16 protein-coding genes are annotated in these 20062 nt (G+C 62.0%); 5 read left to right on the top strand and 11 right to left on the bottom strand.

Annotated elements, in window-relative coordinates; genetic code table 11:
* Positions 1-154: 154 nt before the first annotated feature.
* Genes ATH90_RS02650 through asd form a run of 3 tightly spaced genes read left to right on the top strand, consistent with a single transcriptional unit; the run spans position 155 to position 3439 of the window.
* A complete protein-coding gene (locus tag ATH90_RS02650) occupies positions 155-1690 on the top strand; it encodes an HDOD domain-containing protein (protein WP_034105730.1) in 1536 nt (511 codons plus the stop codon).
* Between the two features lie 57 nt (positions 1691-1747).
* Positions 1748-2563, top strand: a complete 816-nt coding sequence (locus tag ATH90_RS02645) for a rhodanese-like domain-containing protein (RefSeq protein ID WP_098465656.1) — start codon at positions 1748-1750, stop codon at positions 2561-2563.
* 15 nt (positions 2564-2578) lie between these two features.
* Complete coding sequence (gene asd / locus ATH90_RS02640) at positions 2579-3439, top strand: archaetidylserine decarboxylase (protein ID WP_034105734.1); 861 nt, start codon at positions 2579-2581, stop codon at positions 3437-3439.
* A 122-nt stretch (positions 3440-3561) separates the two neighbouring features.
* Here asd and serB read toward each other — a convergent pair whose 3' ends face one another.
* Positions 3562-4776: a phosphoserine phosphatase SerB gene (serB, locus tag ATH90_RS02635; RefSeq protein WP_034105736.1), complete on the bottom strand. Its 1215-nt coding sequence runs from the start codon at positions 4774-4776 to the stop codon at positions 3562-3564.
* Between the two features lie 133 nt (positions 4777-4909).
* Here serB and ATH90_RS02630 point away from each other — a divergent pair, with 133 nt between their 5' ends.
* Complete coding sequence (locus tag ATH90_RS02630) at positions 4910-6412, top strand: AhpA/YtjB family protein (RefSeq protein ID WP_034105738.1); 1503 nt, start codon at positions 4910-4912, stop codon at positions 6410-6412.
* A gap of 184 nt (positions 6413-6596) precedes the next feature.
* Here the strand turns inward: ATH90_RS02630 and ATH90_RS02625 are convergent, their stop codons facing one another.
* The 8 genes from ATH90_RS02625 to ATH90_RS02590 form a co-directional block, all read right to left on the bottom strand.
* Positions 6597-7307, bottom strand: a complete 711-nt coding sequence (locus ATH90_RS02625) for a PqiC family protein (RefSeq protein WP_034105740.1) — start codon at positions 7305-7307, stop codon at positions 6597-6599.
* Positions 7308-7609: 302 nt separating this feature from the next.
* The gene (parC, locus tag ATH90_RS02620; RefSeq protein WP_034105742.1) at positions 7610-9874 is read right to left on the bottom strand and encodes a DNA topoisomerase IV subunit A; all 2265 of its coding nucleotides are present in this window, start codon (positions 9872-9874) and stop codon (positions 7610-7612) included.
* Positions 9875-9947: 73 nt separating this feature from the next.
* The gene (locus ATH90_RS02615; protein ID WP_098465655.1) at positions 9948-10943 is read right to left on the bottom strand and encodes an esterase-like activity of phytase family protein; all 996 of its coding nucleotides are present in this window, start codon (positions 10941-10943) and stop codon (positions 9948-9950) included.
* A complete protein-coding gene (gene parE / locus ATH90_RS02610) occupies positions 10943-12850 on the bottom strand; it encodes a DNA topoisomerase IV subunit B (RefSeq protein WP_034105746.1) in 1908 nt (635 codons plus the stop codon). The genes ATH90_RS02615 and parE overlap by 1 nt, the downstream gene beginning before the upstream one ends.
* Positions 12851-12895: 45 nt before the next feature.
* Positions 12896-13504 (bottom strand): YqiA/YcfP family alpha/beta fold hydrolase, encoded by a 609-nt coding sequence (locus ATH90_RS02605; RefSeq protein WP_034105748.1) that lies wholly within the window; start codon positions 13502-13504, stop codon positions 12896-12898.
* Between the two features lie 204 nt (positions 13505-13708).
* On the bottom strand, positions 13709-14524 hold the full coding sequence (gene cpdA / locus ATH90_RS02600) for a 3',5'-cyclic-AMP phosphodiesterase (RefSeq protein ID WP_034105750.1): 816 nt from the start codon (positions 14522-14524) through the stop codon (positions 13709-13711).
* Between the two features lie 97 nt (positions 14525-14621).
* Positions 14622-15071, bottom strand: a complete 450-nt coding sequence (locus tag ATH90_RS02595; protein WP_012721893.1) for a DUF1249 domain-containing protein — start codon at positions 15069-15071, stop codon at positions 14622-14624.
* Positions 15062-15679 (bottom strand): NUDIX domain-containing protein, encoded by a 618-nt coding sequence (locus tag ATH90_RS02590; RefSeq protein ID WP_034105753.1) that lies wholly within the window; start codon positions 15677-15679, stop codon positions 15062-15064. The genes ATH90_RS02595 and ATH90_RS02590 overlap by 10 nt, the downstream gene beginning before the upstream one ends.
* A gap of 193 nt (positions 15680-15872) precedes the next feature.
* On the opposite strand from ATH90_RS02590, the gene ATH90_RS02585 reads away from it, so the two are divergent.
* Complete coding sequence (locus ATH90_RS02585) at positions 15873-16619, top strand: RsiV family protein (protein ID WP_098465654.1); 747 nt, start codon at positions 15873-15875, stop codon at positions 16617-16619.
* On the opposite strand, the gene cytX is transcribed toward ATH90_RS02585, so the two are convergent.
* Positions 16588-17877: a putative hydroxymethylpyrimidine transporter CytX gene (cytX, locus tag ATH90_RS02580; RefSeq protein ID WP_098465653.1), complete on the bottom strand. Its 1290-nt coding sequence runs from the start codon at positions 17875-17877 to the stop codon at positions 16588-16590. The genes ATH90_RS02585 and cytX overlap by 32 nt on opposite strands.
* Before the next feature lie 166 nt (positions 17878-18043).
* On the bottom strand, positions 18044-19948 hold the full coding sequence (thiC, locus tag ATH90_RS02575) for a phosphomethylpyrimidine synthase ThiC (protein WP_098465652.1): 1905 nt from the start codon (positions 19946-19948) through the stop codon (positions 18044-18046).
* Between the last annotated feature and the right edge of the window lie 114 nt (positions 19949-20062).

The raw sequence follows: 20062 nt of genomic DNA, 5'->3' as shown, positions 1-20062 counted from the left end.
CTTGCGCCGTCGGGTTCATGGACATATTGGGTGTAGCAGAAAACTCTTGTTCTACTTATCGGCAAAACTGCGCCAGACTATAGGCCGTTAAGGCGAAAAGCCAGTTCGGCCCGCTCCGGGCGTGTAGACCGCAAGTGATGATCGCGCCCCAATCATGGCTAATGAAACGACAGTCCCAACTGCAAAACCCAACTCTCTCGCCGCTTGGATCAAGCGCCTGGACGATGTACTGCTGCCTGTCCCCCAGGCCAGCCACGACCGTGTGTGCAAAGGCATCCGCGATAACCGCAGTTCGTTGCGAGATATTGCCGAGCTGATGCAAAACAGCCCGGCCCTCGTGCTCAGTGTCATGCGTGAGGCCAACAGCCACACCCATGGCAGCCTGGCAGAACCGGCGGAAAACCTCGAAGTGGCGCTCAACCGCCTGGGCCTCAAGCGCGCCGAGGAACTGCTGGCGCGCCTGCCTTCGGTGCCGGCCAATGAAATACCGGTGGCGTTGCGCCAACTGTTGCTCGTCAGCCAGCACGCTTCGCAGCAAGCCAACGGTTTGTTCGGCAGCCGCCTGGCGCGCCTGTGGCAGGACATCCACTGGGGCAGCCTGCTGTTTCTGTCGCCGCTGTGGCCGATGGCGGTTGCCTACCCCAAGCTCCTGGAAGAATGGGAGCTGCGGGTTATCCACAAAGGTCAATCAGCCCGCGAGGTCGAACAGGAACTGTTCGGCATACGCCTGCTGGACCTCTGCGTTGGCCTGACCGAGGCCTGGCACCTGCCGATCTGGGTATCCCAGGGCTACAAGCTGCTGCTGAGCGAGCAGCGCCTGCTGGTCAAGGCTCTGCATATCGGCCGCGAAGACGACCCACTGCGTCACCAGCAATTGCTCGACGCCGAACCCAACCTGCGCCGCTGGCTCAACCAGCCAGCCAATACCGTATTGCTGGCCAACGGCCTGGCGATGTCGGCCCAGGAGTCCTGGACCTGCCCGCACACCGAACGCTGGCAGCGCCTCACGGCGCTGTACCTGCAACAGCCTCTGGGCGAGGTGCAGCAACAGGCCCACCAGCAAGCCGTCACCAGCGCCCGCACCACCCTGATGCCGGACCTCTGGCACCCGGCGCTGTCGCTGATCTGGCCGTGGCACGTACAAAAAATTCATCGCGGCCTGCTGCCAGCGCCGCCGCCTACCGCCGAGGCCCTGGCCGTGTGGCGCAAGCGCTGCACCGAACTGCTGGTGGAGCCGAGCCGCTTTGCCAACGCCATGCACCTGACCACCTGCGCCAAGGAGGCCTTGGTCGCCAGCGGCATGCAGCGGGTCATGCTGTTGATGGCCGATCGGGCGCTGAGCACCTTGCGAGTGCACCAGGTCGATGGCCTGCCGAAGGACGCCGCCAACCTGAGCCTGGACGTGGTCAACAGCACATTGCTGCAGCGCCTGCTGGAGAAGTCGGCCCAGGTGCGCCTTACGCCGGACAACCACGCCCAGTTCTCGGCGCTGCTGCCACCGGTCCTGCGCCGCCTGTTCACCGGCGAACACTTGCTACTGCGTTCCCTGAGTTGCAATGGCAAGGTGGTGATGCTGATGGTGGCGGACCAGGGCGGCGGGCCGTTCTCGGAAACGACCGTGCAAGCCTTCGGCAAAACGGCCCAATGCATCGAGAAAGCCCTGCACAGCTTTACCAACCGCAGCGCCTGATGCTTGCGCTACAATCGCCCTCTTTTATCACCAACATTTGTGCCCAGGAGACCTCACATGCCTGACTTCTCTGGCTTGCCGCTGGTGATCGAATCCAGCGACCTGGTCGGCCGCCTTGATGCCGACCACCTGATTTTGGTGGACCTCACCAGTGCCGCCCGCTACGCCGAAGGGCATATCCCCGGCGCGCACTTCGTTGACCCCAAGCGCACCCAACTGGGCCAGCCACCGGCTCCCGGCCTGCTGCCCAGCAAGGCCGACCTGGAAAAACTGTTCGGCGAACTGGGCCACACCCCGGATGCGACCTACGTGGTCTATGACGACGAAGGCGGCGGCTGGGCCGGGCGCTTTATCTGGATACTCGACGTGATCGGCCACCAGAAATACCACTACCTTGACGGTGGACTGCTGGCCTGGCTGGGAGAAAAACACCCCGTCGCCACCGACGTGCCCGCGCCCGTCGGCGGCCCGGTCAGCCTCACCCTGCACGACGGCCCCACCGCTACCCGCGAATACCTGCAAAGCCGCCTCGGTGCGGCCGACCTGGGCATCTGGGACGCACGCGGGCCGCTGGAGTATTCCGGCGAAAAAGTGCTCGCGGCCAAAGGCGGACACATTCCCGGCGCGGTGAACTTCGAATGGACGGCCGGCATGGACAAGGCGCGCCACCTGCGCATCCGTCGTGACATGCCGCAGATCCTCGAAGATCTCGGGCTGACCAAAGACAAAGAAATCATCACTCACTGCCAGACTCATCACCGCTCTGGCTTCACCTACCTGGTGGCCAAGGCGCTCGGTTATCCGCGAGTCAAAGGTTATGCCGGTTCCTGGGGCGAATGGGGCAACCACCCCGACACCCCCGTCGAGATTTAAGGTTTAAGGACAGTTATGAAAAAGCAGTTGTTTATCCTCAGCCAGTACTTGCTGCCCCACCACTTGCTGTCGCGCCTGGCCGGCTGCATTGCGGAGTGCCGCGTGCGCTGGTTCAAGAATGCCTTCACCACCTGGTTCGCCAAGCGCTATCAAGTGGACATGTCCCAGGCCCTGGTTGAAGACGTGACCGCTTACGAGCACTTCAACGCCTTCTTCACCCGCGCATTGAAAGACGGTGCTCGCCCGCTGGATCCAACCCCCGGCGCAGTATTGAGCCCAGCCGATGGCGCGGTCAGCCAGCTTGGCCCGATCGAGCACGGCCGTGTATTCCAGGCCAAGGGGCACAGCTTCAGCGTGCTGGAACTGCTGGGGGGCGATGCGGCCGTAGCCGCGCCGTTCATGGGCGGCGATTTCGCCACCATTTACCTGTCGCCAAAGGACTACCACCGCGTGCACATGCCGCTGGCGGGCACCCTGCGGGAGATGGTGTACGTGCCGGGCCGGATTTTCTCGGTCAACCAGACCACGGCTGAAAACGTGCCGGAGCTGTTCGCGCGTAACGAGCGTGTTGTCTGCCTGTTCGACACCGAACGCGGCCCAATGGCCGTGGTGTTGGTAGGCGCGATGATCGTGGCTTCGATTGAAACCGTGTGGGCCGGGCTGGTGACGCCGCCGAAGCGCGAACTGAAAACGGTCCGCTACGACGAAGCCGCACGTGCGCCGATCCACCTGGAAAAGGGTGCCGAGCTGGGTCGCTTCAAGCTCGGTTCGACCGCGATCGTGCTGTTCGGGCCGGACCAGGTGAAGTGGGCAGAAGAACTGGTGGCAGGTTCGCCGGTACAGATGGGCCAGGGCATCGCACTGCCAAAAGCCTGACGCAGAACCCAATGTGGGAGCGGGCTTGCCCGCGAATGCGGAGTATCAGTCGACACCTCAGTGACTGAACCTCCGCATTCGCGAGCAAGCCCGCTCCCACATTTTTTAGCGCATTTCGTCAGTTACAGCTGCCCATCGCGATCGCGAAAGCCGAGCAGATACAACACGCCGTCCAACCCCAGTGTCGAAATTGCCTGCTTGGCCGACTGCTTCACCAACGGCTTGGCGCGAAACGCCACGCCCAAACCGGCAATCGCCAGCATCGGCAGGTCATTCGCACCGTCGCCGACCGCGATGGTTTGCTCCAGACGCAAACCTTCCTTGTGCGCCAACTCCTTCAGCAGATCCGCCTTGCGCTGTGCATCGACAATCGGCTCTACCGCCACGCCAGTCACCTTGCCATCTACCACTTCCAGTTCGTTGGCGAACACGTAGTCGATGCCCAGCTTGGCCTGCAATTGCTTGGCGAAGTAAGTGAAGCCGCCGGACAGAATCGCCGTCTTGTAGCCCAGGCGCTTGAGTTCGGCGAACAGGGTTTCGGCGCCTTCGGTCAGGCGCAGCGAGGCGCCGATGGAGTCCAGCACACTCACATCCAGGCCCTTGAGCAACGCCAGACGCTCCTTGAAGCTGGCGCGGAAGTCGAGCTCACCGGCCATGGCACGCTCGGTAATTTCGGAAACCTGCTCGCCGACACCCGCCGCCTTGGCCAACTCATCGATGACCTCGGCTTCGATCAGCGTGGAATCCATGTCGAACACCGCCAGGCGGCGGTTACGACGGAACAGCGAATCTTCCTGGAAGGCGATATCGACGTTCAGCTCCTGGGCCACGCTGAGGAACTCGGCACGCAAGGCTTGCGGGTCGGCCGGTTCGCCGCGCACGGAGAACTCGATGCAGCCCTTGCCTTTATCGGCCGGCGTGTCCAGCGGCATGCGACCCGACAGGCGGTCAATGTGATCGATATTCAAGCCATAGTGAGCGGTGATGGAGCTGACGCGCTGCAGCTGCTCGGCGGTGACCTTGCGGGTCAGCAGCGTCACGATGTGGCGTTTCTTGCCCTGCCCGGACACCCAATGCTGGTAGTCCTCTTCGGACACAGGGGTGAAGCGTACTTGTTGATCCAGCTTGTACGCCGTAAACAGGATGTCCTTGAGTACCGAAGACGCCTGCTCAGTGCTCGGGATCTCGACCAGGATGCCGAACGACAGGGTGTCGTGGATCACCGCCTGGCCGATGTCGAGAATGTTCACACCACCCTGGGCCAGAACACCGGTAATGGCAGCGGTAAGACCTGGGCGGTCTTCCCCAGTGATGTTAATCAGGACAATTTCGCGCAAGGCGCACCCCCAGGCTGGAAAAAAACCGCATTCTACCCACTTTCAGTGACCATCGGGCACAGCCAGCGCTTTGCCGGTCCTAGGGCTGTCGCTATACTGCGCGTCAACTTCACGGACCAAGAGCCGAGCGCAAGTGAACCGGCCCACGCCAGTAAAAACCGATAATTTCTTCCTGCTGATCTTCCGGGCACTGCGCCACCGCCGTGTACCGATCGCATTACGCATCGCCAGCCATAACGTGATCCTGGTCGCCCTGGCCCTGGTGATCTACGCCTGCGTGATGGGATTGCAGTTCAAGCAGGCCATGCACGAGCAAGCCGACGCCCTGGGCGAGAGCCTGACTACCCAGACCGCCACCTCGGCGACTGAGCTGTTGGTGTCCAACGACATCCTCAGCCTCAACGTGCTGCTCAACAACCTGACCAAGAACCCGCTGGTGGCCCACGCCGCCATCTACAGCGTGGACAACCGGATCATGGCCGAGGCCGGGCAGCGCCCGAAAAACGGCCTGCTGGGTGAAGCCGAAGGGCTTTATCAGAGCAATATCACGTTTCAGGATGTGAAGGCAGGCCAACTGCGTATCAGCCTCGATATGCAGCAATTCCAGCAGCCGATGACCATCAGCCTGCAAAGCATGGGCATCCTCAGCGCGATCCTGCTGGCATTGGCCCTAGCCCTGAGCTTGCGCCTGGGCCGACATATCTCCACGCCACTGATGCAACTGCGTATCTGGCTGCGGGACATCGACGAGCACACCCCGGCGACGGACCGCCAGGATGAAATTGGCGACCTCGCGCGCCAGCTTCACGCCAGCTTCGCCCCAGAACCAGTCGTGCGCGAAGTGGAACCCGAGCCTGAGTTCGACGACACCGACTACGACGACGAGCCCGAGTTTGAAGTGCGAGACGCTCCGGTGGCGGGCCTGAAGCCGGCCACCCGCCAGGCGTTCAAGGCCGAAGAAGACGAACTGGACGACGAAGACCCGTTCGCCGACCTGCGCGACACCTCGGCCAGCGCCCCGGCCGTTGCCGCCAAACCGGCCCCGGTGAAGAGCGCCGAGCCCCAGTACAGCGCCGTACTGGCGGTGCAACTGGGTGCCCAGGACCAACTGCGTCGCCTGCCGCGCGCGCGCCTGACCGAGTTGCTGGAACGCTACCGTGACTGCCTCGACCAGGCCGCATCGCTGTACCAGAGCGAACTGCACACGCTGAACGATGGCAGCACGCTGATGCTGTTCCACAGCGAAGACAGCGGCGAAGACTACCTGACCAACGCTATCTGCTGCGGCGAGTTGCTGCGCGCCCTGGGCCATGAATTGCAAATCGAAGTGGCGGACAGCGGCATCACCCTGCAATTGCAGCTTGGCCTGACGGTCGGCGACGATCTGTTCGGCATGAGCCAGATCGACCTGCTGCTCACCGAGATCGCCCAGGATGCCCTCGCCTTGTCCCAACACAGCCGCAACCTGCTGCTGGTCGAGCGCAAGATTAGTGAAGACACGCTGATTCGCCAACGCGCACGGATCCGCCCGATTGCCAGCCCTGAGGGCGCCAGTTGCGTGGAACGGTTGATGGAACCGTACCCATCGATGCTGGAACGGCAGTTGGCACGGATGCACGAGACCCGCGCCAAATAACACGGCGTGACCCATCTGGGAGCGGGCTCGCCCGCGATAGCGGAGTATCAGTTAGCACATCGCTGACTGAACCACCGCTATCGGGGGCAAGCCCCCTCCTACAGTGGGAAGGTGCCAGGCCCCAAGGCATGGCCAAACAAAAGGCCCGCTGAGTAAGCGGGCCTTTTTTTGTCTGCCATTCAGATTAGAACCTGAACACTTCCATATCCGTACGGATCGGCGTGGCCATCGGCATTTTCGGCTTCTGCGGCTCTGCCGGCTTGGCCTGTGCCGGAGCGGTCTGCTTGCGGGGTGCCTCGGCAATCGGCGGCTGGTTGGCCAATGGCTTGAGCGCCACCGACAACTGTTGCGCCAAATGCTGCAACAACACGCCCTGGGCCTGGACCTGGGACGCGGTGGTGCCGGAGTGTTGCTCCTGCAGGTGCACGATACGGTTATCGCGAACCTGGCCACGACGGTCGATCAAGCGCCATTGCGCATCGAGGATCGCCGGCTGCGAGGTCCCGGAGTCGAGCCGGGTAATGGTCAGCAAAACCTGCACATCCGGTGTGAAGCCGGTAGGTGCGGGCGCAAGCACCACGCGCTGGCTGTCCAATTGGCCGGCCACCTGCCGCAACATCAACTGGTTGATGTCAGAGGACAAGCTGCCCGCCCAGCGACCATCGGTGGAACCTTGCAGGCTGCCGTCGTTCTGACGTTGCAGCAGCGTTTCGCGTTGCAGGTAGTCTGCGACGACCACCGGGCCCAACAAGACGGCCATGCCGGCGGTCTGTGCTGGTTGAGCCGGACTTCCGCTGTCCAGCTGGTACAGCGACACCGGCTGATGTGTGCTGCAACCCGCCAGCCCCAAAAGGCCAGCGAGCATGAAAATAAAAGGAAGGCGTGGAGCAGTCATCATCCCATCCAGGTGGCTGCCACAAGGCGAACCACAATGTAATACTTAAAAATAACCTAAACACGCTCGGCCACGCCGGCGCTGGAAAGGCCATATCATCCGTGAATATGCGCCATGACTCCAGCGCCAAAGCGTCGATCTACGGGTTAAATCGTAGATCGAGGGCTCCAGGAGGCGTTCTCAGTGAGTTTCCTCACCGCGTTGTCACCTTAAAGCGGGCCAGGCAAGGCGCAGGCCGCCGGGAATGGTTTTTCCCTTTCCACGACCTGCAACGCAGCACACTGAGACGCCCCCTGTTAGCCTTAAACCGGCGTTTCGACCAACAAAGCATCCACTCGCTGGAAACCACGTGGCAATTTGTTACCACGCCGACCGCGCTCGCCCTTGTAGTGCTCAAGGTCGTCAGGACGCAGCGACAACGTGCGTTTACCGGCTTGAAGCACCAGGGTCGCGCCTTCCGGGATCACCGCGATGTCGGTCACGTACTCTTCGCGACTGGCCACCCGCTCGCCGGGAATACCGATGATCTTGTTGCCCTTACCTTTACCCAGCTGCGGCAGGTCGCTGATCTTGAACACCAGCAAGCGCCCTTCGGTGGTTACCGATGCCAGCCAGTTGCTCTCACGGTCGTCCACCGGCCGCGGCAGGATCACCTTGGCGTTGTTAGGCAAGCTCAACAGAGCCTTGCCCGCCTTGTTCTTGGCCTGCAGGTCTTCACCCTTGACCACGAAACCGTAACCCGCGTCGGACGCAATCACGTACAGCGCGTCATCATCCGGCAGCAGCACGCACTCGAAATTCGCCCCTGGCGGCGGCGTCAGGCGCCCGGTCAACGGCTCGCCCTGCCCTCGCGCCGAAGGCAAGGTGTGGGCCGGCACCGAATAACTGCGCCCGGTGGAGTCGATGAACACCGCAAACTGGTTGGAACGCCCGGCCGCGGCAGTCTTGAACCCATCGCCGGCCTTGTATGACAAACCAGTGGCGTCAATATCATGCCCTTTGGCGGAGCGAACCCAACCCTTTTCCGACAGAACGACGGTAATTTTCTCGTTTGGCAGCAGCTCCGTTTCAGTCAGCGCTTTAGCTTCGGCACGTTCGACGATAGGCGACCGACGGTCATCGCCGTAGGTTTCGGCGTCTTTGATCAGTTCGCTGCGCACCAGCTTCTTGAGCTTGGCTTCGCTGCCCAACAAGGCTTGCAGCTTGGCTTGCTCCTTGAGCAACGCGTCCTGTTCATCGCGCAGCTTCATTTCTTCCAGTCGCGCCAACTGGCGCAAGCGGGTGTCGAGGATGTAGTCGGCCTGGATCTCGCTCAGCTCGAAACGCGCGATCAGCTCGGCTTTCGGGTGCTCGGCGGTACGGATGATGTGGATCACTTCATCCAGGTTGAGGTAGGCGATCAGCAAACCGTCCAACAGGTGCAGGCGGCGCTCGACCTTGTCGAGGCGGAATTGCAGGCGGCGACGCACGGTCTGCACGCGGAACTCCAGCCACTCCACCAGCAGGTTGCGCAGGTTTTTCAGCTGCGGCTTGCCATCCAGGCCGATGATATTGACGTTGACCCGGTAGCTGGACTCAAGGTCCGTGCTGGCGAACAGGTGCTGCATCAGCACTTCGTGGTCGACCCGGCTGTTGGTCGGGATGATCACGATGCGGCATGGGTTTTCGTGGTCGGACTCGTCACGCAGGTCGGCAACCTGCGGCAGTTTCGACGGCTTGGCCTGCATCAGCGCGGCGATCTGCTCCAGCACCTTGGCACCCGACACCTGGTGCGGCAACGCGGTGACAATAATGTCGCCGTCTTCGATGTGGTACACGGCACGCATGCGCACCGAGCCCTTGCCGGTTTCGTACATCTTCAGCAGGTCGGCACGCGGCGTGATGATTTCTGCTTCGGTCGGGTAATCCGGGCCCTGGATATGCTCGCAGAGCTGCTCGACCGTGGCTTTGGGCTCATCCAGCAAGCGTACGCAGGCGCTGGCGACTTCCCGCAGGTTGTGCGGCGGCACGTCGGTGGCCATGCCGACTGCAATGCCGGTGGTGCCATTGAGCAGGATATTCGGCAAACGTGCCGGCAACACCAGCGGTTCCTCGAGGGTGCCGTCAAAGTTCGGCCCCCAGTTCGCAGTGCCTTGGCCCAGCTCGCTAAGCAGCACTTCCGAGTACCGCGACAGGCGGGCTTCGGTGTAACGCATGGCGGCGAAGGATTTGGGATCATCCGGCGCACCCCAGTTACCCTGGCCGTCTACCAATGTGTAGCGGTAGCTGAAAGGCTGGGCCATCAGCACCATGGCTTCGTAGCACGCCGAGTCGCCGTGGGGGTGGAATTTACCGAGCACGTCACCGACGGTACGGGCCGATTTCTTGTGCTTGGAATCGGCGTCCAGGCCCAACTCACTCATGGCGTAAATGATGCGCCGTTGCACGGGCTTCAGGCCGTCGCCGATATGCGGCAAGGCACGGTCCATGATCACGTACATGGAGTAGTTGAGGTAGGCATTTTCGGTGAAGTCAGCCAGCGACCGGCGTTCTACGCCATCTAAGCTGTCTGCGAGGATGTCACTCATGCGGGCCTCATCATTGTCGGGTAAGGCGCAACGGGACTGCCGCTGCACCGGGTCAATTCAAAAAAGGGATGGCTCATGGCTGGGCGCTCCAGCCGCCAGCAGGGGCGGCGAAACGGTAGACCACGGGGCGCTTTTCACCATCGGCACGCGGGCCGAAATTGTTGTCGATGCCCAGCCAGGCACCGTCGGCGTCCACTACCAGGGCTTCGGCCAGGCCATAAGCCTGGGGGTAACGCCGCTCGGGCGTCAGCGTTTCATCGGCAAACGACCAACACAGCTCGACCTTGGCCGTGACCGCATCACGCCGGCAAATCTGGAACGCATTGCGTTCAAGGGTAAACAGCTTGCCGTTGAACAATGACAGGTCGGCAAAGTCCTTGGACACGGCCTTGGCATAGGTGAACTTGGCCGGCTGCATCTCCTGGCCTGCCTCACTCAGCAGTACGCAGGGGCCCTCACAGTCCCACAGGCTCTGCGGACGCTTGATCGAAATCAACCCACGTCGCTCGCGTTCGGCCGCCAGCCAGATCTGATTGCCCTCAGGGTTGATCGCCAAGCCTTCAAACAAAGCATTGAAGTGCAGCAACATGCCGCTGGCCCGAGCTTCTCGCACCATGCCCGGCGCGATCTTCAACCACTCAGGCGCCCCTGTGACTGGCACTTGCAGCACCGCCGCATGGGCTTCGCTGACAAGGTAGCGATTACCGGCGGCATCGCAGGTGATGCCTTCAAAATCCAGGTCGCCACCGCGAATGAACGAGGCCGCCTTGGTGCGCGAACGCAAACCCCATGGCAACCCCGACTCCGGCACCGGCGGCACCTCGATCTGCACCGCTTCGGCCTGCCAGGTCGGCGCACTCACATCCAGGCGATAGATCTGGTCGTCATCACGGTCGGAGACCGTCCACAATTCCTTGCCACACCGTGCCAGGCCCGACAGGTTGCCGCCGCGCATGCCGTCCACCGGGTGTTCGGACACCCGCTTGAGCTCAGCCACGGGCGCGGCGACCACTTCGGTGGTCACCAACCCGCTCAACATCAGGATCGCCAGGGCGAAACCTGTGCGCATCAGCCCAGAACCTCGGCCAGGTTGCCTTTGGACTCCAACCAGGACTTACGGTCGGGCGCGCGTTTCTTCGCCAGCAGCATGTCCATCATTTCCGAGGTTTCGGCGAAGTCTTCGCCCAACGTCAATTGCACCAGGCGCCGAGTGTTCGGGTCCATGGTGGTTTCGCGCAGTTGCGGCGGGTTCATTTCACCCAGGCCTTTGAATCGCGTGACCTGTGGCTTGCCACGCTTCTTCTCGGCCACCAGGCGATCAAGGATGCCATCGCGCTCGGCGTCGTCCAGGGCGTAGAAAATCTCCTTGCCCAAGTCAATACGGTACAGCGGCGGCATGGCGACATAGACATGACCGGCGTCCACCAGCGGGCGGAAGTGCTGGACGAACAGCGCACACAGCAGCGTGGCGATGTGCAGGCCATCGGAGTCGGCGTCGGCGAGGATGCAGATCTTGCCGTAGCGCAGCTGGCTCATGTCCGCCGCGCCTGGGTCAACGCCAATGGCCACGGCGATGTTGTGCACTTCCTGGCTGGCCAGGACTTCGCTGCCATCGACTTCCCAGGTGTTGAGAATCTTGCCGCGCAACGGCAGGATCGCCTGGAACTCCTTGTCCCGCGCTTGTTTGGCGGAACCGCCGGCGGAGTCACCCTCCACCAGGAACAGCTCGGAGCGCATCGGGTCCTGGCCAGCGCAATCCGCCAGTTTGCCGGGCAATGCCGGGCCCTGGGTGATGCGCTTGCGTTCGACCTTCTTGCTGGCCTTCAGGCGTCGGCCGGCGTTGTTGATCGCCAGCTCCGCCAGGGCCAGGCCCAGTTCAGGGTGCTCGTTGAGCCACAGGCTGAAGGCATCCTTGACCACACCGGAGACAAACGCCGCCGCTTCACGGGACGACAGGCGCTCCTTGGTCTGGCCGGAGAACTGCGGCTCCTGCATCTTCATCGACAGCACGAAGGCGATACGCTCCCACACGTCTTCCGGCGCCAGCTTCACGCCACGCGGAAGCAGGCTGCGGTATTCGCAGAATTCGCGCATGGCATCCAGCAAGCCCTGGCGCAAACCGTTGACGTGGGTGCCGCCCTGGGCCGTCGGGATCAGGTTGACGTAGCTTTCCTGCACGCTGTCGCCGCCTTCCGGCAACCACAGCAGCGCCCAGTCCACGGCTTCTTTATTACCGGCCAGGCTGCCGCAGAACGGCTCGTTGGGCAGGCGCTCGAATTCACTGACGGAATCTTCCAGGTACGAGCGCAGGCCGTCTTCGTAGTGCCACTCGACTTTCTCGCCGGTGCCTTTGTCTTCAAAGGTCACCAGCAGGCCCGGGCACAACACGGCCTTGGCCTTGAGCACGTGCTTGAGGCGGCTGATGGAGAATTTTGGCGAATCGAAGTATTTCGGGTCCGGGGCGAAGTACACGCTGGTGCCGGTGTTGCGCTTGCCAACGGTGCCGATCACTTCCAGGTCCGTGGCCTTGTAGCCATCGGCAAAGGTCATCTGGTACTCGTTGCCGTCGCGCTTGACCTTCACCCGTACCAGCGTGGACAGGGCGTTGACCACGGAAATACCCACACCGTGCAGGCCACCGGAGAACTGGTAGTTCTTGTTGGAGAACTTCCCGCCGGCGTGCAGCTTGGTGAGGATCAGCTCGACACCCGGCACACCCTCTTCCGGGTGGATATCCACCGGCATGCCGCGACCATCGTCGGACACTTCCAGGGAGTGGTCTGCGTGAAGAATGACATGCACCGACTTGGCGTGCCCGGCCAAGGCTTCGTCGACGCTGTTGTCGATTACTTCCTGGGCAAGGTGGTTCGGCCGACTGGTATCGGTGTACATGCCGGGGCGTTTGCGCACCGGGTCGAGGCCCGAGAGGACTTCGATGGCGTCGGCGTTATAAGAGCTAGCGCTGGGAGTGGCCATGGGGTCTCGTCGTGAGTCGTTCGATTAAAAAGTGACCTGCGATTTTTACAATGAGCAAAAATCGAAGGATTGATACTGATCTGCGCCAATGCCGGCAAAGCTCAACAACGCCGGCAATTGCTGGGCGAACCCCTGGTAACCATGGTCGCCACCGGCCTGGATGCGCAAGGCACAGGCCCGGTAATACTGTTGGGCGAGGCGATAATCCAGGGTTTCATCCCCGGTCTGCAACCACACCTGGTACCGCGCGGCATCCTGGGGAGCCGGTACTTCCAGCTCGGCCAGCGCCGCGACGTGGTCGTGGGTCAGTTCCCAGGTTTCATCGGTGTAGAGGTTCTTCTGGGTGCCCAGGTAACCGTCGAACATCCGGTGAGGGCTGACCGCCGGGTTCACCAGCAGCGCCTTGAGGCCATGGCGTTCGGCAAGATGGGTTGCATAGTAGCCGCCGAGTGAGCTGCCGACCAGCAGTGGCCGCCCCAGTTCAGCGATTGCCGCCTCGAGCTGGGGAATCGCCTGGCGGGGATGGTGATGCAAGGCCGGAACGCGCAGTTGATCGGCTAGGCCGAGGGTGTCCATCACCGTCATCAACTGGCTGGCCTTGTTCGACGCCGGCGCACTGTTGAAACCGTGGATATACAGGATCGAAGCGGACATGCCGGGCTCTCCATGCTTGCGCCAAAAACGCGCAGTTTACAGGGATCGGAGAGGTGTGTGACGCCCTCTATCTGAAGGACATACAAGATCCACCGTGGGGGCTGGCTTGCCTGCGATGGCGGTGGCTCCATGACACACGTACAGACTGGCACACCGCTATCGCAGGCACGCCAGCGCTCACATTCAGGTCAGGGTGTACAGCCGTTAATAGCCGTTGCTGCCGTAATCGACGGTGAAGGTGAAGCCCTGGAGCCGCTCTACCCCAGTCTCCAACCGTCCGTCGGCATGCAGGCGCAGCCAACGGTAACCTGGCGCCTGGTCACTGACCTTGAACGCTTCGCTGCCCGGCGCGAACTGGATGCAGGTGGACGGCGACGCCAGCAAGCGCACGCCATTGCGCTCGCGGTCGATTTCCTGGTGCACGTGGCCCCACAGTACGGCCCTGACCTGTGGAAAGCGGTCGAGCACGGCAAACAAGGCTTCCGGATTGCGCAGCCCAATAGGCTCCATCCACGCGCAGCCAATGGACACCGGGTGATGGTGAAAGCACACCAGGTGATGGCGGCCTGGCGCCTCGCTCAAGGCTTGGGCCAGCAGTTGCAACTGGCTATCCTGCAGGTAACCGGGCACAGAGCCGGGTACAGCGGAGTCCAGCAGGGTGACGCGCCAGTTGCCGATATCGACCACCGGCTCCAGCAGGTCGCTGTGCACGGCGGCGTGGGCCATGATCTGCGGTTCATCGTGATTACCGGGGATCCAGCGCGTCGGGGCACCGATGGGCGCGGTCATGTCGCGAAATTGCTGGTACGACGCCAGTGTGCCGTCCTGGGACAGATCCCCCGTGGCCAAGACCAGGTCGATGCGGGGCTGCTGCGTGCGCACCAGCTCGATGACGCCCTGCAGGCTCTCACGTGTGTTCATGCCCAGCAGCGTGCCTTCAGCTTCTGCAAACAGGTGGCTGTCGGACAATTGCACCAGCAATGCCGGTGCATCGGGACTTACGGTGGATACGCTCGACAAGGCGCTCTCCCAAGGCAATCACAGGAAATGGTCGTTCGGCGTGATTATGCTGGGCAGGACACAAAGAGGAAACCCGGGAAGCAGACACAGTTCACATCTACCGCACAGCTTCGAACTCGTGGCCGAGGGCCAGGCAGTGGCTCAACCATTCACCGAGGAACACATTGAGCTGTGCTTTCTCATCGGGCTGGTGCATGAACACGTTCGGGTAAGGATAGATGCTGCGAAAGCGGCGCGCATGTTCGGCGCTGATCACTTCGGCCATGCGCGCGTCGTGGTACACCTGCACTTCCAGTTGCGGCACCGGCAGCCACGGCAGGCTGTGCTCCTGGCGCACGCGCAGGGTCGTGGTATAGGGGCAGTTGACGATGACTTCCAGGGCGAGCACGCCGAGCATCTGGTCGCCGTGGGTCACGCCGATGCGCCGCGCCTCGGGGGCGTGACGCATGTCGGGGAGCAGGCGCATCAACCGCGCATAGTTGGCCTCGCAAGCCGCTTGCAGCCCGATCAGGTCGACTCGATAACGTTCCCGTGCCTTTACTGCCATAACCCCCTCACTTCCGCGCGATTAAGCGCAAGCCATTGCAGGGCGATGATGCTGGCTGCATTGGAAATTTTGCCGTCACGCACCGCTTGCAGGGCGTCTTCGAACGCCCATGCGGTGACGCGGATATCTTCAGCTTCTTCTTCCAATCCATGGACGCCACCCGCGCCCGAGCTGTCGCAACGGCCCAGGTACAAGTGTACGAATTCGGTACTGCCACCGGGTGACGGAAAATACTGGGTGATCGGCCACAGCGCGGAGAATGTCAGCCCAGCTTCCTCCTCGGCTTCGCGGTGTGCAACCTCCTCCGGTTCCTCATCCTTGTCGATCAGGCCGGCGACCATTTCCACCAGCCATGGGTTGTCGGTACGGCCCATGGCACCCACGCGAAACTGTTCGATCAACACCACTTCATCACGCTGCGGGTCATAGGGCAGCACGCACACGGCATCGTGACGAACGAAGACTTCACGATTGATCACCCGGCTCATGCCCCCCTCGAATTTCTCATGGCGCAGTTGCACGCGGTCAAGCTTGTAGAAACCCTGGTAGGCATTATCGCGCTGAACAATCTCGATCTTGCTCGGCGTCGATTTAGCTAAGTCCGTCATGTCCCATCCTCGTTAAGCCTGCGCAATGGGCGCCATCCTAACGCGCTCAAGCCTCTAGATGCAGCCCCTTTCCAGTTGCCGGGATAGACGGCGGGCGTCAAACTCTCTCTAATCAGCTTAGCGGCGAACTGACTGCCTTGCCGGTAGTCGAAGCTGCACAAATTTCGCTCTTATCGCTAGACGAAGGACATCCATGTCGCTCTTAAAAATCGCCTCTGTGGCCTGCATCGCATTGACCCTGGGTGCCTGCCAAAGCCTGTTTCAACCGAGCTATCGCGCGCCGCTGGAAGCCACTCGCGACGCCACTGAGCAAAGCAAGCCCGACTGCGCCAGCGCCGACTGCCCACTGGTGAACATCGACACCGTGCACTTTGCCAAGGAACCCAAGCTCGACGCCCTGATCGAACAGCGCCTTCTGGAAATGACCCGCACTTCCCCAAGCGCGCCGCTGCCGACAAGCCTGGAAACCTACCGCGAGCAGTTCCTGCAAACCGCCGCCCCGCGTAACAGCATGTACTTGCAGGCCAAGGTACGCGAGCAGCATGACGGCTTGGTGATCATCGAATTGTCGAGTTACCTGGACCAGGGCGCTACTCATGGTGAGCCGGGGCGTGCGTTCATCAACTATTCGCGCCAGCAGCAAAAAGCCCTGACCCTCACCGACATGTTGTTGCCCGGCAAGGAAGACGCGTTCTGGAAAGCCGCCCAGGTGGCCCACAACAGCTGGCTGATCAGCACCCGCCTGAGCCTGGAGCCGGAGTACGTGAAGACCTACCCCTTCCAGAAAACCCCGAACGTGGCACTGACCTATGGTGGCGCCATCCTCAAGTACCCCACCAGCACCATCGCGCCGTACGCCCTGGGCCACGTCGAGCTGCAGATCCCGTACTCACGCCTGGAAGGCATCCTCAAGCCTGAGCTGGTGCCGACGCGCCGCTGAAGCGCCGCCCCAGGATGAACTGCAACAGCCCTGCCAGCACCAGTGCCGGCAGGGTCGCGCCGATGTCCGGGTACAGGTTGGCCAGCAGGTGGTAAGTCGCAATCCCACCCAGCCAGGCCAATAACGCCGGCCAACGCAGGCTGGCGATCGCGCCCTCGCCTCGGCGACGCACAATGAAGTGATCCACCAGCACCACGCCGAACAACGGCGCAAACACCGAACCGATCAGCAGCAGGAAGTTCTGGTACTGGGCCAACGGTGCAAAACAGGCGATCAGGGTGCAGATCACACCGATGGCCAGGGCCAGGTGCTCGACCTTCAAGCGCAACAGTATCCCGCTGGACACCGCCGCCGAGTGGATATCGGCGAAGGCGTTTTCCGACTCGTCCAACAGGATCAGCAACAGCGGAATGCCCAGGCCCGCGCCGGCCAAGGCCAGCAACAGCGCATTCACCTCTGCGCTCGGCGCAAACGCCAGGGTGTAGGCCACGCCCAGGCTCATCAGCCAGAAGTTGCCCATAAAAAAGCCCAGGGCGGTGCCGCCGAACACGTTTTTCGCGCGTTTGCCAAAGCGTGAATAATCGGCAATCAGCGGCAGCCACGACAGCGGCATGGCAATGGCGATATCGAAGCCCACCGCAAACGGCATCGAGCCGTCACCGGGCCGGGCCCAGAGTGCCGCGAGGTCAGCCTTGGCGAACAGATTCCAGGTCAGCCACAGGCACGCGGCGAGCAACAGCCAGACCCCCCATTTGCGCAGGATCTGGCGCACGAAGGTCAGTGGGCCACTAACGGCGAGCAAAGTGGCCAGGCCACCAAAGAACAGGGTCCACAACAGTGGGCTGGCCAGCAGGCTGCCGTCGTTGAATGCCCGCGTGCCCAACAGGCTGGCCGCGTCGCGCATCACGATGATTTCAAAAGAGCCCCAGCCGATCAGCTGCAGCAGGTTGAGCAGCGCCGGCAGGCTCGCGCCCTTGGCGCCCAGGCTGAGTTTGAGGGCGGCCATGGCGGACAGGCCGGTGTCGCTACCGATCACGCCGACGGCGGCCAACAACAAGACGCCAACCAGGGTGCCGAGGAAGATCGCCAGTAGAGACCCGGACAAACCCAGGCCCGGCGCGAGCAGTGCGCCGGTTTGCAGGACCATCAGCCCGATGCCGAGGGAAAACCACAGGGAAAAGAGGTCGCGGGCGCCGAAGACTCGTTTGTCGCTCGGCACGGCGATATCGGGGGAGTAAGTACTCGGTTGAATGCTCAAGGGTGTTATCTCTGAGGAACATCTTTTTGTTTGGGAGATCGCTATCGCGGGCAAGCCCGGCTCCCACAGGGGACAAGCTGTGGACACAAAAGCGGCGGACAACTTGATCAACGGTGGGAGCCGGGCTTGCCCGCGATGACGGCGGTGCAGGCACCGCCGCCTCGAATCAGACCTTCTTGTAGAGCTGGCTACCTTCCTGCTTGAACCGCTGCGCCTGCTCGGCCAACCCCTTGGCCACGTCCACGTCCACAGCTTCAATTCGCTGGTTGGCCGCGTACTCACGCACTTCCTGGGTGATCTTCATCGAGCAGAACTTCGGCCCGCACATCGAGCAGAAGTGCGCGACCTTCGCCGAGTCCTTCGGCAGGGTTTCATCGTGGTACGAGCGCGCGGTGTCCGGGTCCAGGCCGAGGTTGAACTGGTCTTCCCAACGGAACTCGAAGCGCGCCTTGCTCAAGGCGTTATCGCGAATCTGCGCGCCCGGATGGCCTTTGGCGAGGTCCGCCGCGTGCGCAGCGATCTTGTAGGTGATGATGCCGGTCTTCACGTCATCCTTGTTCGGCAGGCCCAGGTGTTCCTTGGGCGTGACGTAGCAAAGCATGGCGCAACCGAACCAGCCGATCATTGCCGCGCCGATGCCGGAGGTGATGTGGTCATAGCCCGGTGCGATGTCGGTGGTCAACGGGCCGAGGGTGTAGAACGGTGCTTCGTCGCAGCACTCGAGCTGCTTGTCCATGTTCTCCTTGATCAACTGCATCGGCACGTGCCCCGGGCCTTCGATCATGGTTTGCACGTCGTGCTTCCAGGCGGTCTTGGTGAGTTCGCCGAGGGTTTCCAGCTCGCCGAATTGTGCCGCGTCGTTGGCGTCGGCAATCGAGCCAGGGCGCAGGCCATCACCGAGGGAGAAGCTGACGTCGTAGGCCTTCATGATTTCGCAGATTTCGTCGAAATGCGTGTAGGTGAAGTTCTCTTTGTGGTGCGCCAGGCACCACTTGGCCATGATCGAGCCGCCACGGGACACGATGCCAGTGACGCGCTTGGCAGTCAGCGGCACGTAGCGCAGCAACACGCCGGCGTGAATGGTGAAGTAGTCGACGCCCTGCTCCGCCTGTTCGACCAGGGTGTCGCGGAACAGCTCCCAGGTCAGGTCTTCTGCGGCACCGCCAACTTTTTCCAGGGCCTGGTAGATCGGCACGGTGCCGATCGGCACGGGCGAGTTGCGGATGATCCACTCGCGGGTTTCATGGATGTGCTTGCCGGTGGACAGGTCCATGACCGTGTCTGAACCCCAGCGAATGCCCCACGTGAGTTTCGCCACTTCTTCTTCGATGGACGAACCCAGGGCGCTGTTGCCGATGTTGCCGTTGATCTTCACCAGGAAGTTACGGCCGATGATCATCGGTTCCAGTTCGGTGTGGTTGATGTTGGCCGGGATAATGGCGCGGCCTCGGGCGATTTCTTCGCGCACGAATTCCGGGGTGATGATCTTCGGCACGCTGGCGCCGAAGCTATGGCCGGCATGTTGCTGGTCGAGCAGGCCACTGGCGCGGGCTTCTTCGAGCTTCATGTTTTCGCGGATGGCGACGTATTCCATCTCGGCGGTGATGATGCCTTTGCGCGCGTAGTGCATCTGCGTGACGTTGGCACCGGCCTTGGCACGACGCGGGTTTTTCACGTGGGCGAAGCGCAACGCGGTCAGTTCGGCATCGCTGAGGCGCTGCTGGCCGAAGTGCGAGCTGAGCCCCGGAAGGCGCTCGGTGTCGCCACGCACCTCGATCCACGGCGAGCGCACATCGCCCAAGCCTTTGCGCACGTCGATGATCACATCGGGGTCGGTATAGGGGCCGGAAGTGTCGTACACGGTGACTGGCGCGTTGAATTCACCGCCGAAATCGGTAGGCGTTACGTCCAGGCTGATTTGTCGCATCGGTACACGAATGTCCGGACGGGTGCCTTCTACGTAGATCTTCTGCGAACGGGTAAACGGCTGTACAGAGCCGGAGTCGACCTTGGCCGATTCACTCAAGTGCACGGTATTTTTTGATTTTTGGCTTTTTAATTCGGTGCTCATCACGGGCTCTCCAACTATCCAGGCGGTGGATTTTTGTCGGAGCGAACCTGTGACGGATGGACGCACTGAAAGCAGTGCTGTGCTTGGCGCACGAGGGTTGTTCAATTGTCGAAC

The organism is Pseudomonas lurida (assembly GCF_002563895.1).
GTDB lineage: Bacteria > Pseudomonadota > Gammaproteobacteria > Pseudomonadales > Pseudomonadaceae > Aquipseudomonas > Aquipseudomonas lurida.
Note: the sequence above shows the minus strand (reverse complement) of the source record. Positions and strands in the feature narration are given on the sequence as shown.

Bases quoted from the DNA above. Each gene is read 5' to 3' on its own strand.
- ATH90_RS02645 (WP_098465656.1), top strand. From the start codon at position 1,748: ATGCCTGACTTCTCTGGCTTGCCGCTGGTGATCGAATCCAGCGACCTG.
- ATH90_RS02595 (WP_012721893.1), bottom strand. From the start codon at position 15,071: ATGGCAGTAAAGGCACGGGAACGTTATCGAGTCGACCTGATCGGGCTG.
- parE (WP_034105746.1), bottom strand. From the start codon at position 12,850: ATGGCCACTCCCAGCGCTAGCTCTTATAACGCCGACGCCATCGAAGTC.
- asd (WP_034105734.1), top strand. From the start codon at position 2,579: ATGAAAAAGCAGTTGTTTATCCTCAGCCAGTACTTGCTGCCCCACCAC.
- ATH90_RS02605 (WP_034105748.1), bottom strand. From the start codon at position 13,504: ATGTCCGCTTCGATCCTGTATATCCACGGTTTCAACAGTGCGCCGGCG.
- ATH90_RS02590 (WP_034105753.1), bottom strand. From the start codon at position 15,679: ATGACGGACTTAGCTAAATCGACGCCGAGCAAGATCGAGATTGTTCAG.
- ATH90_RS02625 (WP_034105740.1), bottom strand. From the start codon at position 7,307: ATGACTGCTCCACGCCTTCCTTTTATTTTCATGCTCGCTGGCCTTTTG.
- ATH90_RS02585 (WP_098465654.1), top strand. From the start codon at position 15,873: ATGTCGCTCTTAAAAATCGCCTCTGTGGCCTGCATCGCATTGACCCTG.
- thiC (WP_098465652.1), bottom strand. From the start codon at position 19,948: ATGAGCACCGAATTAAAAAGCCAAAAATCAAAAAATACCGTGCACTTG.
- ATH90_RS02615 (WP_098465655.1), bottom strand. From the start codon at position 10,943: ATGCGCACAGGTTTCGCCCTGGCGATCCTGATGTTGAGCGGGTTGGTG.
- ATH90_RS02650 (WP_034105730.1), top strand. From the start codon at position 155: ATGGCTAATGAAACGACAGTCCCAACTGCAAAACCCAACTCTCTCGCC.
- parC (WP_034105742.1), bottom strand. From the start codon at position 9,874: ATGAGTGACATCCTCGCAGACAGCTTAGATGGCGTAGAACGCCGGTCG.